This window comes from Rhizobium herbae (assembly GCF_017873135.1).
Lineage (GTDB): Bacteria > Pseudomonadota > Alphaproteobacteria > Rhizobiales > Rhizobiaceae > Pararhizobium > Pararhizobium herbae.
Map to the genome: position 1 here is coordinate 193,761 of NZ_JAGGJV010000001.1, position 13,121 is coordinate 206,881.

Here is a 13,121-nt window from a genome sequence, read left to right on the forward strand (position 1 = left end):
GGTTTTCGTGCCAGCGCGACGTGTTCGGGTTTCAGTTTTCGACAAGACCGATCAGGACCTGAACGACCATGCTTGATATCAAATGGATTAGGGACAACGCCGAAGCGCTGGATGCAGCACTGGCCAAGCGCGGTGCGGAGCCTCTGTCGGCTGCGCTGATTTCACTTGATGAAAAGCGGCGTTCCCTCGTGCAGGCGCTCCAGGACATGCAGTCCCGCCGCAACGCTGCCTCCAAGGAGATCGGCGCGGCGATGGCGCAGAAGAACAGCGCGCTTGCCGACATGCTGAAGGCGGAAGTAGCCGAGCTCAAGACGACGATGCCGGCGCTCGAAGAGGAAAACCGCCAGACGGATGCAGCGCTTGCCGACGCGCTGTCGAGCATTCCCAATATTCCGCTGGACGATGTGCCGGTCGGAAGCGACGAACACGGCAACGTGGTCAAGTACAGCCATGGCCAGAAGCCGGGCTGGAATCACAAGCCGAAGGAGCATTTCGAAATCGGCGAGGAACTCGGCTGGCTGGATTTCGAAGGTGCCGCCAAGATCGCCGGCTCGCGCTTCACCATCGTCAAGGGCCAGCTTGCACGACTCGAACGGGCGCTTGGCCAGTTCATGCTCGACTTGCATACGACCGAGCATGGCTATCTCGAAGTTCAGCCGCCGCTGATGACGCGCGATGAGGCCATGTATGGCACCGGACAGCTGCCGAAATTCTCCGAGGATCTTTTCAAGACCACGGATGGCCGCTGGTTGATCCCGACCGCCGAGGTGCCGCTGACAAACATGGCGCGCGAGCAGATCCTCGAAGCCGAAACATTGCCGCTGCGCTTCACCGCGCTGACGCCCTGCTTCCGCTCGGAAGCGGGCTCCGCCGGCCGCGACACCCGTGGCATGCTGCGCCAGCATCAGTTCAACAAGGTCGAGCTGGTATCGATCACCGACGCGGAAAGCTCGATCGGCGAGCATGAGCGCATGACGGCCTGCGCCGAAGAGGTTCTCAAGCGCCTCGGCCTGCATTACCGCGTGATGACGCTGTGCACCGGCGACATGGGCTTTGGCGCGCGCAAGACTTACGACCTCGAAGTCTGGTTGCCGGGACAGGATGCCTATCGCGAAATCTCGTCCTGCTCGGTCTGCGGCGATTTCCAGGCGCGGCGCATGAATGCGCGCTACCGGGTGAAGGACGACAAGGCTCTCAAGTTCGTTCACACGCTGAACGGCTCGGGTACCGCTGTCGGTCGCGCCCTGATCGCCGTCATCGAAAACTATCTGAATGAAGACGGATCGGTAACTATCCCGAACGTATTGTTGCCCTATATGGGCGGCCTCACCAAGATCGAAAAGGCCGGTTGAGCCGCGTCCGGCGGCAGGGGTAGAGATGCGAATTCTGCTGACCAATGACGATGGCATCCATGCCGAGGGCCTTGCCGTTCTCGAACGGATTGCCAGGACGATCTCCGACGATGTCTGGGTGGTCGCGCCGGAAACAGACCAGAGCGGACTTGCGCACTCGTTGACTTTGTCGGAACCGCTGCGTCTGCGGCAGATTTCCGAGAAGCATTTTGCGTTGCGCGGCACGCCCACCGACTGCGTCATCATGGCGGTGCGCAAGGTTCTCGATTTCAAGCCCGACCTGATCCTTTCCGGCGTGAATGTCGGCGCAAACATGGCCGATGACGTCACCTATTCCGGCACGATCGCCGGCGCCATCGAGGGCACGCTGCAGGGCATCCGTTCCTTCGCCCTCAGCCAGGCCTATCATCATGCGGGTGGCGGTCTGGTCCCGTGGGATGTCGTGGAAACGCATGCGCCAAAACTTCTGAAGAAGCTGATGCTGCTCGACCTGCCGGATGGCACGTTCCTCAATCTGAATTTTCCGAACTGCTCGCCGGACGCCGTCGCCGGTACTGAAGTCACCTGTCAGGGCAAGCTCGATTTCGGCCTGACGATCGACGAGCGCTCCGATGGGCGCGGCCACCCCTATTTCTGGCTTCGTTTCGGCGAGCGCTTTGGCGATTTCCGGGCGGGGACTGATATTCATGCGATCCGCGAACACAAGATTTCCGTGACGCCGCTGAAGCTCGACCTGACGGACTATGCCGTGCAGGACCGCGTTGCCCGTGCTCTTCTCGACGGAGCGGCCGATTGAGCCCGCGCGTCATCGAGCAGGAAGGATTCGCCGCCCTGGTGCTGCGGCTGCGGGCCGAGGGCATCTCCAACAAGGAGCTGCTCAACGCCGTCGAGCAGACGCCGCGAACAATTTTCGCGCCGCCGCAATATCAGGATAATGCCTATTCCTCCCGGCTCGTTCCGCTCGATTGCGGTGCGTTCATGGAGGGTTTCGACTTTGCAGTCCGGCTGCTCCACAGCCTCAACGTCAAGCCGGGGCAGCGCATCCTCGAGGTTGGGACCGGCAGCGGGTTTACGGCCGGTGTCATGGGGCGGATCGCAGAGCGCGTGCTGACGATCGACCGCTACAAGACGCTTGTCACCGGCGCGCAGCGAAATCTCGAAAAGGCCGGTATCCGCAACGTGATTGTGCGGCAGGCGGACGGCAGCATTGGTCCGGCGGGTGAGGGGACGTTCGACCGAATTCTGGTCACCGCCGCCTTCTCCAGCCTGCCGCGCATCTTTTCCGACCATCTCGTCTCGGGCGGTATTCTCGTCGTGCCTATCATGATGAGTGAAACCGAATGCCGGATCGTCCGGTTGACGCGGACAGGCAGCCGGTTCGACCGCGAAGACCTGTTCGAAGCACCGTATCTGCCGATCGTCCCGCAGGTCGCTTCTTTTCTCTGACATCCATGGACAATGCGTCCACCGCCAGCGCGAATTTCCTTGCGCGAAGTTCCGCGATTTCATCGCCATGGAACATTGATTCCATGATTTTCTGCTGCATTGCAGCAGAGCAAGGCTGTGGCTTCCTGCTTGATAAGCAATTTAGCATAGCGAAAACAAAACGTTAATTTTCCGTTAATAATGGTCAGCCTCGCGCAAGCTTCGAGGCCTAACCGAAATAGGCGCATAAAAGTCATACATATGAGCTGACCTCTGACTTGAAGCGTGTTTGTCAGTTCTATTCCAGGCGTCAAAACGCAGGAGACGGCAGATGCAGATCGCGAACAGATTGACTTCGGCGGCTTCCGGTGACGGCCTGAGCAACCTTGCCGGTCGCGCTGCCGCCCAGGGGACGTCCGGCAATCGGGAAGACGGAAGCGCGACGGTGGCGCTGACCGGTGGCTACGATCCATCTTCGCGCGTTTCGCTCTCGGCGGAGGCGCTTCTGTTTCTCGGCCGAACCAAACGTGTCCAGGAAAAATATCCGGCCTTGACCAAGGATGAGTGGAGCAACAAGCTTTCGCCGCAGCTTGCCGCCCGCGAGTACCAGGCCTTCGGTAAATACAGCGAGACAGGCGACCACAAGGCCTATTACCGCGCCTTCATCGAGTATTACGACAACCTCCGGCCGGAGGATCAGAACAGTCTTCGCTATTTCGGTACGCGGGACGCGGCGATTGCCGGTTCGCGCTCGGTGGAATACAGCGACGAAAGCGGCACTGACGGCAGCTCGACCTTCCAGACGCTCGTGAGCGTGCTTTTGGATACGGACAAGGCGCAGTCGGATCTGACCGCGACCCAGGACGCCAGCGGCATGATCACCGGCGACATGTTCGGCTGGGATACCGGTACGATCAGCTACGAGGACGTGTCGCAGACCCGTGGTACTCTCTCGGAGATCGAAAAGTTCTACCAGGAAAGCTTCTGAGCTTCCTTGCCGCTGATTTTTTCGATCATTTGAAAACGATTCACTCCATCCATTCTCATGGACTGTCTGCAAGCGGCGGGCAGGGCGAGCTGCAATTTTCAATATCTTTCACATGTTGCTGACGCAGTCTTCCGGCATATGCGGTTCGCCGAATTGCCGATGCCTTCGGCTCCAGCCGCCGATCATGGTTATCAATTTATCAAAAACATGCGTGCCAATAGCAGTTTTAACCGCGCGGTAACTCTAATGCGTTTTAATCATCTTACACCGAGTTGTGTTCCAAGTGGGTAAAGCGTCATGCGTATTAGAGTTTCGTCGAGTGTGGGAAAGTCCGTCGTTCGCCTGCTTGCGGCGGTGTTGCTGGCAAGTGCCGCGACAGGTTGCAGCTCGGATGCGACACGTTTCGGAGGGCTTTTCTCCAAGTCCGATGGTCTGACGACAAGCTCGATCGCCAGCAACAATGTCCCCATTCCGCGCGGCGATATACAGGGCGGCGGCTTGGCAGCCGCGCCGGCGATGATCCCCGACAACCGCGAGCAGGCGGTCAGTCAGCCTTTCCCCGATCCGGTGAATACGGCGACGACGCCGGTCTCGCGTGCTCGCGAAGCCTCGACGCCCATCAACGTTCAGCGCGTGGCGCTCGCCGATCCGGCTTCGAAGCCGCGCGATACGTCGCTCGCTCAGCCTTTCCCTGCTGTTCGCGAAACGGCCAAGGCCGAGCAGAAGATCAAGGCTGACCCGATTGCCACCGGCACCACGACGAAAGGCGGCTGGTCGACGGCCAATGCGCCTGCGGTCCTGCTGCGCCAGGGCGATACGGTTGCGACGCTTTCCAAGCGTTTCGGCGTCCCGGAAAAGGAAATCCTGAAGGCCAACGGTTTGAAGTCCTCGTCTGACGCAGAGCCGGGCCAGCGAATCCTCATCCCGACTTTCGGCATTGCCGGAAGTGCTGCCAAGGCGGCTGCGTCCGATGCAGCGGCAAGCCTCGATGTCGACAAGCAGAAGAATGTCCCGCTTCAGCAGGACAGTCGCGACGTGGCAATCCTGCCCGGTCAGTCGCAATCGCGTGAAAAGGGCGTTAAGCGCACGGATATGGCTGCCGGCAAGCAGCCGGTTTCCGGCGATGGCACCGGTCAGGGCGGAACTTATACGGTCAAGGCGGGTGACTCTTTGAACCGGATCGCCAAGGCAAACGGCGTGTCGGTCGATGCGCTGCGCAAGGCCAACGGTTTGACCACTGCCGCGATCCGCATCGGTCAGCCTTTGAAGATCCCGGGCGCAAGCACGTCTGCTCCGGACCATGTCGTCACAGCCTCGGTTCCCGACAAGAAGGCCGATGTGAAAGTCGCCAAGGCCGATACAACAAAGCCGGCCGAATACACGCCGCCGGTCGCCAAGCAGTCGGTCACGGAAGTCGCTTCCAAGGAAGATGCTTCCGAGACGTCGCCGAAGGCAACGGGCATCAGCAAGTATCGCTGGCCGGTCCGCGGCGCGGTCATTGCCGGCTACGGGGCGAATGTCGAGGGCAATCGCAACGACGGCATCAATATCTCGGTTCCTGAGGGGACCCCGATCAAGGCAGCCGAAAACGGTGTGGTCATCTATTCCGGCAGCAGCCTCAAGGAACTCGGCAATGCCGTCCTGGTGCGCCATGACGACGGCACGGTCACCGTCTACGGCAACGCTTCGGAGCTGAAGGTCCAGCGCGGCCAGAAGATCCAGCGCGGCCAGACGCTGGCGGCGTCGGGCATGAGCGGCACGGCAACGCAGCCGCAGGTGCATTTCGAAGTGCGCAAGAACGCCAGCGCCGTCAACCCGGCCACGTTCCTGGAGTAGTCGAACCTTACGGCCATGCAATCATCAAAGGAAAATCCCCGTTTCGGGGCTTTTCCTTTGTGTCAGACAAGATCGATTTTCTTCTGGGAGCGGCCGGCGAGGTCCTGGATGAACTGCCAGGCGACGCGGCCGGAGCGCGCGCCGCGCGTCGTGCTCCATTCCAGCGCGTCGGCGTGAAGCTGCGCCGGGTCGGCCTCCAGCCCGAAATGAGCGGCATAGCTGTCTATCATCGCCAGATAGTCATCCTGGCTGCACTTGTAGAACCCGAGCCAGAGCCCGAAACGATCGGACAGCGACACCTTCTCCTCAACCGCTTCGGATGGATTGATCGCGGTCGACTGCTCGTTTTCCATCATATGGCGCGGCAGCAGGTGACGGCGGTTGGATGTCGCATAAAGCAGCACGTTTGCCGGCCTGCCTTCTATGCCCCCGTCGAGAACTGCCTTCAGCGACTTGTAGGACGTATCGTCATGATCGAAGGACAGGTCGTCGCAGAAGACGATGACCGGCACCGGGGCGGACTTCAGGATTTCCATCAGGGTCGGCAGCGTGGCGATGTCTTCACGATGCACCTCGACCAGTTTCAGCCGAATACCCGCTTCTTCGGCGACGCTGGCATGAACCGCCTTGACCAGTGAGGACTTGCCCATGCCGCGCGCGCCCCAGAGAAGCACGTTGTTTGCCGGAAACCCTTGCGCAAACCGCAGCGTGTTGTCGAACAGGATGTCGCGCACATGATCGACGCTGCGGATCAGCTTGAGCGCGACGCGGTTCGGCTTGGTGACCGGCTGGAGATGCAGGCGCTGTGGAGACCAGACGAAACATTCTGCCGCGTCCCAGTCGTTGACGGCGGGCGCCGGCCCTGCGATCCGTTCAATGGCTGCCGACAGCTGGCGCATTTCGGCGATCAGAAGGTCGATTTTCGTATCCTGCATCAGGGAGCCTCCCAAAAGATTGGACCAGGCGCTGCTTGCCGGGTTTGAACTGTCCGGTAGCATGGCTGTTCTAACGGTAAAAGCCGTGAAATTCATGAGAAAGAGCTTCTCCTTGGGCCGATTTCATGTATGAGGCTGAAGAAGAAGCCGGTTGGTCCGTTGTTGCATTCACATCGGCCGTTCCTATATTCCGGCGATCCGAAACGCGGGCATCCGTCCGCCAAACTGCATTCAAGGAGTGATTGATGTTCATTACCGAGGCATTCGCCCAGACGGCACCCGGCACTGGCGCTGGCGGCGCTGATATTCTCATGTCGATCCTGCCGTTCCTGCTGATCTTCGTCGTGATGTACTTCCTCATCATCCGTCCGCAGCGCGCCAACATGAAGCGCCGCGAGGAGCTCCTGAAGAATATTCGCCGCGGCGATCAGGTCGTTACCGGTGGTGGTATTCTCGGCAAGGTGACCAAGGTCATCGATGACAGCGAACTCGAAGTCGAAATTGCTGACGGCGTGAAGATTCGTGTGGTACGCAGTGGTGTATCCGAAGTCCGTGTGAAGGGCGAACCTGTCAAGGAGTGAGCTTGCGGGGAGGCCGGGATACACTGGTCACCTTGTAACGACATATCTTTGAGAGCTTCATGCCGTATTTTTCCCGCTGGAAAACCATCATCGTCTGGCTCATCGTGCTTCTCAGCATCGTGGTCGCCTTACCGAATGCGGTTTCGAACACCGCGCTGGATGGTCTGCCGGATTGGGTTCCAAAGAAGCAGCTGATGCTTGGCCTCGATCTTCAGGGCGGATCCCAGATCACGCTGAAGATCGAGCGGGAAGACGTGGTCAAGGCCCGCCTCGAAGCCGCCATCGACGCGGTAGGCGCGCGATTGCGGGCTGCGGATATCGGGTACTCCGGCCTGTCCGGCACTGGCCAGGCCATTCAGCTAAGCCTTCGCGACCCGGCGCAGGCCGATGCTGCGCGAGCTGCACTGAAACCGTTGACCGAGCCGGTCAAAGAGGGTGGTCTGACGAAGGATGCCGTCAGCGAAGTGACCATCGGCAGTTTCCTCGGTGGTACCCTCAGCCTTGATATAACGAACGAAGGCCTCGATCATCGTATCTCCACAACGCTCGACAGCGCTGTCGCGGTTCTGCACCGGCGCCTTGCGGAACTTGGTTCCTTGCAGCCGAAAATCCGCAGGCAGGGTGCCGACCGGATTGTCGTCCAGATTCCCGGGCGCTACGATCCGGAACAGATCAAATATATCCTTGGCCAGGCTGGAGCGCTGTCGTTTCGAAGCATCGACATGTCGATGGCCGTCCAGGACGCGGTCAACGGCCAGCCGCCGGTCAATTCGGAAGTGCTCTATTCGGCAGACGATCCGCCGATCGGGTATCTCGTCCGCCGGCAGCCGATCATCGCAAACAGCGACATCATCGACGCCAAATCGGCAATCAATGCCCAATCGGGTAATCCTGTCGTCAACCTGCGCCTTGGGCAGGATGGCACGGCCCGGTTTGGAAAGGCAACAGCCGACAATGCCGGGACGACGATTGCGGTTGTGCTTGACGGGTCGGTGATTGCGACGCCACTGGTGCGCAAGGCGATCACCGACGGCACGGTGCAGCTTGTCGCCGATATGAGCCCCGAAGGTGCTGACGATCTGGCGCTTCTCCTGCGCGCCGGAGCCTTGCCGACGCCGCTCACCGTTGTCGAAGAGCGCTCGATCGGCGCCGGGCGCGGCGCGGATTCCATTCACTCTATCATGACGGCCGGGGCGATCGGAGCTGTCCTCGTCATTGTCTTTATGGTGGGCTTCTACGGGCTTTTCGGCGCGGTCGCCAGCCTGGCGGTTGCTCTCAACGTTGTGATGATCATCGCCGTTCTGTCGGCCACGGGGCTGCCGCTGACACTGCCGGGCATTGCCGGTATCGTGCTGACGATCGGCATGGCGGTCGATTCCAATGTGCTCATCTACGAGCGCATTCGCGAAGAGGTGCGGCATGGCCGGTCCATACCGGAAGCCATGCAGTACGGTTTCTCACGGGCCTTCGCCGCTATCGTCGATGCCAATATCACCACGCTGATTGCCGCCATCATCCTGCTTTTCCTCGGAACGGGATCGGTTCGCGGCTTTGCCGTGACACTCGCCATCGGCATTGTCACCACGCTCTTCACCGCCTTTACCCTGACGCGGGTGATGCTGGAGATCTGGATCGATCGCCGCCGGCCGACGGCGCTGCCGGACGGTATTCGCACCGGTATCTTCGATCGTTCCGCGTTCCGGTTCATGGCGATCCGCAACTATGTCTTCTCGTTGACGACGATACTGTCGGTCGTCAGCATGCTGCTGTTCGGTGCACTCGGCATCAATCTCGGCATCGATTTTTCCGGCGGCTCGGTGATCGAGCTGAAGGCGCGCGAGGGCAATGCCGATATCGAGGATATTCGCGGGCGGCTGTATGAACTCAACATCGGCGATATCACGGTGAGGCCTTTCGGCTCGCCACAGGATGTGGTGGTGCGTGTTCATTCGCGCGATGGCGGCGAGAATGCCGAGCAGACGTCTGTGATCATGATCCGCGGTGAGCTTGAGGATGCCTACGAGTTCCGCCGCGTCGAAGTCGTCGGGCCTTCGGTCTCCGGCGACCTGACGACGGCGGCAACCATAGGCGTGCTTGCCTCGCTTCTGGCGATCCTGATCTATATCTGGGTGCGGTTTGAATGGCAGTTCGCCGCGGGCGCCATCGTTGCCACGCTGCACGATGTGCTTCTGACCATCGGCCTGTTCGTGGTCACCGGCATGGAGTTCAACCTGACGAGCATCGCAGCGCTTCTGACCATCGTCGGCTATTCGCTGAACGACACGGTGGTCGTCTACGACCGTGTCCGTGAAAATCTCAGGCGCTTTCCGCGCATGCCGCTGCCGATCCTGATCGACACCTCGATCAACCAGACTCTGTCGCGAACGGTCCTGACCGGTGCGACGACAATGCTGGCGCTGGCAGCGCTTTGCATCTTCGGCGGCGAGGCCATCCAGGCGTTTGCTTTCGTCATGCTGTTCGGCGTCGCCGTCGGCACGTTCTCCTCCATCTACGTCGCGGGTCCTGTTCTCATCCTCTTCAAGCTGAGGCATGGCGCGCCGGGCGGCGATGCCGAAAAAACCGGTAGAGCCGACATGCGCCCGGTCAAGGGAGCGCAATAGCCGTGCGCAAACCCCTAGAAATCCGCCAGGCGCATTTTCCGGGCCGGGCGCCGATCGACAGCTACGGCAACGGCGGCTTCCGTTTCGCCGACATGTCGCATCGCGGTTCGCTGCTGATGCTGCCTTCGGGTATCTACGGCTGGGAGATGGTGGAAGGCGATCCATTGACTGCCGACTATTTCCAGCGTGTTTTCGAGGAAGCCGAGGGGATCGAGGTGATCCTTGTCGGGACGGGCAAGGACATAAGGCCCTTGCCTGCCGCCCTGAAGGCCAAGTTCAAGGAATATGCGATTTCGTCCGATCCGATGAGCACGGGCGCCGCCATTCGCACCTACAACATCATGCTTGCAGAATCCCGCGCCGTGGCTGCAGCCCTCATTGCCGTCTGAACGATGAACAATCCTGACATTTCAACCGCCACTCCCAAGCCGGTCTACGACGTCAGCCTGGCTGCCTTGCGCGACAGCGATCGCGATCGTTATCTTGCCTGTCTGCTGTCGCCGCAGGACAAGCGCGGTCCGCTGTCGGCGCTCTATGCATTCCATGCCGAAATCGCCCGGGTGCGCGATCTGGTGCGTGAACCGCTGCCCGGCGAAATTCGCCTGCAGTGGTGGCGCGACGTGCTCGGCGACCCGAGCGGCGCAGGCGGCGAGGGGCATCCGCTGGCGGAGGCGCTGCTCGCCTGCGTCAAAAGCCATGAACTGCCGGTCTCCGTACTTCAGGACATGATCGACGCGCGTATCTTCGATCTCTACGACGATCCGATGGAAAGCCGCTCCTCGCTCGAAGGTTATGCCGGCGAGACGGCATCGGCTCTCATCCAGCTCGCAAGTCTCATTCTTGATCCTGCGCATGCGCAACAATCGGCGTCGGCTGCCGGTCATGCGGGCGTGGCCCAGGCGATTGCCGGTCTTTTGCTGCTCCTGCCGCTTCATCGCCGGCGCGGGCAGGTTTATTTCCCGGCGGAGCTCCTTGCCGCGACCGGGCTGGACCGGGACAGCTTTCTGTCTGGAGAGGACGAGCAGGCGGTTGGTCTGGCAATCCGGGCGTTCGCCGGTCTCGGCCGCGACCATCTTGCCAAAGCGCGCGCGGCATCGGGTGCTATTTCCCTCGGGAATCGCCACGCCTTCATCACACTGGCCCTGGCGGAGCCCGTTTTCGACCGTGCCGAGCGCGTCGGGTCAAAACTCTTCGAGCACTCGATCGTGCCGTCGCAATGGCGCCGGCAATGGTGGATGTGGAGAGCCGCCCGCAGCGGCAGGTGGTAAAACGCAGGCGGCATTTTTTATATTCATAAATGCTGTTTTGTGAAACCCACGGCACATTGGCGCAAGTTTCGCCTTCTAGGGTCGCGCTCGTGTTATCGTCATAAACGGCGCAAAAAGGGAGTCGGCGTCATGGGCTGGCCGATCGTCATCATCTGCATTCTGCTCGCAAGTATTTTCTATCTGCGGATGAAGGCGCGTGCCGAAAAAGACCGGCGTGAGCCCGATACCGGTGTCGCGATCCTCGATTTTGGCCGCGCCTTTCCCGAAGAGGCCATCAGAGCCATTCATGCGACGGCGGATGAGAAAGCCTATTTCGTTCGCCTGCACGACGGCAAGGCCGGTTTCATGGCTGCTCACGGGACGCATTTCGTCTGCCACCTCATCGAGGCCGGCAAAGTCAATGTCAGCAATGCTGAGAGCGGACGCGGCCTCAAGGTGCATTTTACCGATTTCTCGTATCTCGACGGTGTCTATGAGTTTGTGAGCCCCGAGATAGCAGCCGAGGTTTCCCTATGGCTGCTCGGTAGTTTCAATCCGCAATCTGACTTCAAGGCCGTCCCGGCGGGTTAAACGGCCTTCAGCCAGGTCGCGCAGTCTTCAAGCGCGCGTGCTGCGACGAGCTGCTTCTTCATTACCGTCTTGTCCTTGCCCCGGAAGCGCTTGACGCCTTCGGGCTTGGTGATCGCGCCCGGTTCCAGCAGCGGAAACAGGCCGAAATTGATGTTCATCGGCTGAAACGAGCGCTTGCCCGGTTCATCGTCGGAAACGATATGGCCGCCGGTGATATGATTGAGCAAAGAGCCGAACGCCGTGGTTTGCGGCGGCAGCGGTAGCGGTTGGCCTTTTCGCTCGGCGGCTGCGAAACGCCCGGCCAGGAGGCCGATGCTGGCGCTTTCGACATAACCTTCGCAACCGGTGATCTGGCCGGCGAACCGCAGACCCGGTCGCGATTTCAGCGTCAGCGAGTTGTCGAGCAGTACCGGTGAATTGATGTAGGTATTGCGGTGCAGGCCGCCGAGTCGAGCGAACTCGGCCTTCTCGAGCCCGGGAATCATTCGGATGACTTCTGCCTGCGCTCCATATTTCAGCTTCGTCTGGAAACCGACCATGTTGTAGAGCGTACCAAGCGCATTGTCCTGACGAAGCTGCACGACGGCATAGGCCTTGACCGTCGGATTGTGGGCGTTGGTCAGGCCCATCGGCTTCATCGGGCCGTGACGCAGTGTTTCGCGCCCGCGCTCCGCCATCACCTCGATCGGCAGGCAGCCGTCGAAATAGGGCGTGCCTTCCCATTCCTTGAAGCCGGTCTTGTCGCCGGCAATCAGCGCGTCGACGAAGGCGTTGTACTGCGCCTCGTCCATCGGGCAGTTGATATAGTCCTTGCCCGTTCCGCCCGGGCCGACCTTGTCGTAGCGCGACTGAAACCAGCAGATATCCATATCGATGCTCTCGGTATGGATGATCGGCGCGATGGCGTCGAAGAAAGCCAGTGCATCGGCGCCTGTTTCGGCCTGGATGGCGCTTGCAAGCGACGGCGCCGTCAGGGGGCCGGTGGCGATGATGGCGAGATCCCAGTCCTTCGGCGGCAGACCGGACACTTCTTCGCGCACGACGGCGATCAGCGGATGGCTGTCGATCGCCGCGGTCACCGCCTCGGAGAAGCCTTCGCGATCAACCGCAAGCGCGCCGCCAGCGGGAACCTGGTTCTTGTCGGCGCAGGACATGATCAGCGAACCGGCAAGCCGCATCTCGGCATGCAGCACGCCGACGGCATTGCTGGTGGCATCATCCGAGCGGAAGGAGTTCGAACAGACCAGTTCGGCAAGCCCGTCGGTCTTGTGGGCATCCGTCCCGCGCACACCGCGCATTTCGTGAAGAATGACCGGGATGCCCGATTCGGCGATCTGCCAGGCGGCTTCCGAGCCGGCGAGGCCGCCGCCGATGACGTGGATGGGAGAATAGGAAGATTTGTCTGTCATGCGCCGTTTATTAGAGCAAGGCGGGCTGGAAGGAAACCGATTCCGCACGGCTTATATGATTGCAAAACCCCAGAATCAAAAACGGCACCCTGTGGTGCCGTTTTTAGTCCCTCGGCATTCCCGGTCCGGTCAACGG

At 60.6% G+C, this 13,121-nt stretch carries 12 protein-coding genes; 10 read left to right on the forward strand and 2 right to left on the reverse strand.

Annotated elements, in window-relative coordinates; genetic code table 11:
• Positions 1 to 68 precede the first annotated feature (68 nt).
• From serS to J2Z75_RS01030, 5 genes are all read left to right on the forward strand, one after another.
• Positions 69 to 1,352 (forward strand): serine--tRNA ligase, encoded by a 1,284-nt coding sequence (serS, locus tag J2Z75_RS01010; RefSeq protein ID WP_209846413.1) that lies wholly within the window; start codon positions 69 to 71, stop codon positions 1,350 to 1,352.
• Positions 1,353 to 1,377: 25 nt separating this feature from the next.
• A complete protein-coding gene (gene surE, locus J2Z75_RS01015) occupies positions 1,378 to 2,148 on the forward strand; it encodes a 5'/3'-nucleotidase SurE (protein ID WP_209846416.1) in 771 nt (256 codons plus the stop codon).
• Complete coding sequence (locus tag J2Z75_RS01020) at positions 2,145 to 2,798, forward strand: protein-L-isoaspartate(D-aspartate) O-methyltransferase (protein WP_209846419.1); 654 nt, start codon at positions 2,145 to 2,147, stop codon at positions 2,796 to 2,798. The genes surE and J2Z75_RS01020 overlap by 4 nt, the downstream gene beginning before the upstream one ends.
• 310 nt (positions 2,799 to 3,108) lie before the next feature.
• Complete coding sequence (locus J2Z75_RS01025; RefSeq protein ID WP_209846422.1) at positions 3,109 to 3,765, forward strand: biotin biosynthesis protein BioC; 657 nt, start codon at positions 3,109 to 3,111, stop codon at positions 3,763 to 3,765.
• Positions 3,766 to 4,062: 297 nt separating this feature from the next.
• Complete coding sequence (locus J2Z75_RS01030; RefSeq protein ID WP_209846425.1) at positions 4,063 to 5,601, forward strand: LysM peptidoglycan-binding domain-containing M23 family metallopeptidase; 1,539 nt, start codon at positions 4,063 to 4,065, stop codon at positions 5,599 to 5,601.
• Between the two features lie 62 nt (positions 5,602 to 5,663).
• Here J2Z75_RS01030 and J2Z75_RS01035 read toward each other — a convergent pair whose 3' ends face one another.
• Complete coding sequence (locus J2Z75_RS01035) at positions 5,664 to 6,536, reverse strand: ATP-binding protein (protein ID WP_209846428.1); 873 nt, start codon at positions 6,534 to 6,536, stop codon at positions 5,664 to 5,666.
• Positions 6,537 to 6,781: 245 nt separating this feature from the next.
• On the opposite strand from J2Z75_RS01035, the gene yajC reads away from it, so the two are divergent.
• From yajC to J2Z75_RS01060, 5 genes are all read left to right on the forward strand, one after another.
• On the forward strand, positions 6,782 to 7,117 hold the full coding sequence (gene yajC, locus J2Z75_RS01040; RefSeq protein ID WP_209846431.1) for a preprotein translocase subunit YajC: 336 nt from the start codon (positions 6,782 to 6,784) through the stop codon (positions 7,115 to 7,117).
• A gap of 59 nt (positions 7,118 to 7,176) precedes the next feature.
• On the forward strand, positions 7,177 to 9,738 hold the full coding sequence (gene secDF, locus J2Z75_RS01045; protein ID WP_209846434.1) for a protein translocase subunit SecDF: 2,562 nt from the start codon (positions 7,177 to 7,179) through the stop codon (positions 9,736 to 9,738).
• 2 nt (positions 9,739 to 9,740) lie between these two features.
• Positions 9,741 to 10,127: an Mth938-like domain-containing protein gene (locus tag J2Z75_RS01050; RefSeq protein ID WP_209846437.1), complete on the forward strand. Its 387-nt coding sequence runs from the start codon at positions 9,741 to 9,743 to the stop codon at positions 10,125 to 10,127.
• A gap of 3 nt (positions 10,128 to 10,130) precedes the next feature.
• The gene (locus tag J2Z75_RS01055) at positions 10,131 to 11,006 is read left to right on the forward strand and encodes a phytoene/squalene synthase family protein (RefSeq protein ID WP_209846440.1); all 876 of its coding nucleotides are present in this window, start codon (positions 10,131 to 10,133) and stop codon (positions 11,004 to 11,006) included.
• A 129-nt stretch (positions 11,007 to 11,135) separates the two neighbouring features.
• Positions 11,136 to 11,576 (forward strand): hypothetical protein, encoded by a 441-nt coding sequence (locus tag J2Z75_RS01060; protein WP_209846444.1) that lies wholly within the window; start codon positions 11,136 to 11,138, stop codon positions 11,574 to 11,576.
• Here J2Z75_RS01060 and trmFO read toward each other — a convergent pair.
• Positions 11,573 to 12,985, reverse strand: coding sequence for a methylenetetrahydrofolate--tRNA-(uracil(54)-C(5))-methyltransferase (FADH(2)-oxidizing) TrmFO (gene trmFO / locus J2Z75_RS01065; protein WP_209846447.1), 1,413 nt, complete (start codon positions 12,983 to 12,985; stop codon positions 11,573 to 11,575). The two genes, J2Z75_RS01060 and trmFO, sit on opposite strands and share 4 nt — an antisense overlap.
• Positions 12,986 to 13,121: the final 136 nt, after the last annotated feature.

Bases quoted from the DNA above. Each gene is read 5' to 3' on its own strand.
- J2Z75_RS01030 (WP_209846425.1), top strand. From the start codon at position 4,063: ATGCGTATTAGAGTTTCGTCGAGTGTGGGAAAGTCCGTCGTTCGCCTG.
- J2Z75_RS01055 (WP_209846440.1), top strand. From the start codon at position 10,131: ATGAACAATCCTGACATTTCAACCGCCACTCCCAAGCCGGTCTACGAC.
- yajC (WP_209846431.1), top strand. From the start codon at position 6,782: ATGTTCATTACCGAGGCATTCGCCCAGACGGCACCCGGCACTGGCGCT.
- secDF (WP_209846434.1), top strand. From the start codon at position 7,177: ATGCCGTATTTTTCCCGCTGGAAAACCATCATCGTCTGGCTCATCGTG.
- surE (WP_209846416.1), top strand. From the start codon at position 1,378: ATGCGAATTCTGCTGACCAATGACGATGGCATCCATGCCGAGGGCCTT.
- J2Z75_RS01060 (WP_209846444.1), top strand. From the start codon at position 11,136: ATGGGCTGGCCGATCGTCATCATCTGCATTCTGCTCGCAAGTATTTTC.
- trmFO (WP_209846447.1), bottom strand. From the start codon at position 12,985: ATGACAGACAAATCTTCCTATTCTCCCATCCACGTCATCGGCGGCGGC.
- J2Z75_RS01035 (WP_209846428.1), bottom strand. From the start codon at position 6,536: ATGCAGGATACGAAAATCGACCTTCTGATCGCCGAAATGCGCCAGCTG.
- serS (WP_209846413.1), top strand. From the start codon at position 69: ATGCTTGATATCAAATGGATTAGGGACAACGCCGAAGCGCTGGATGCA.
- J2Z75_RS01025 (WP_209846422.1), top strand. From the start codon at position 3,109: ATGCAGATCGCGAACAGATTGACTTCGGCGGCTTCCGGTGACGGCCTG.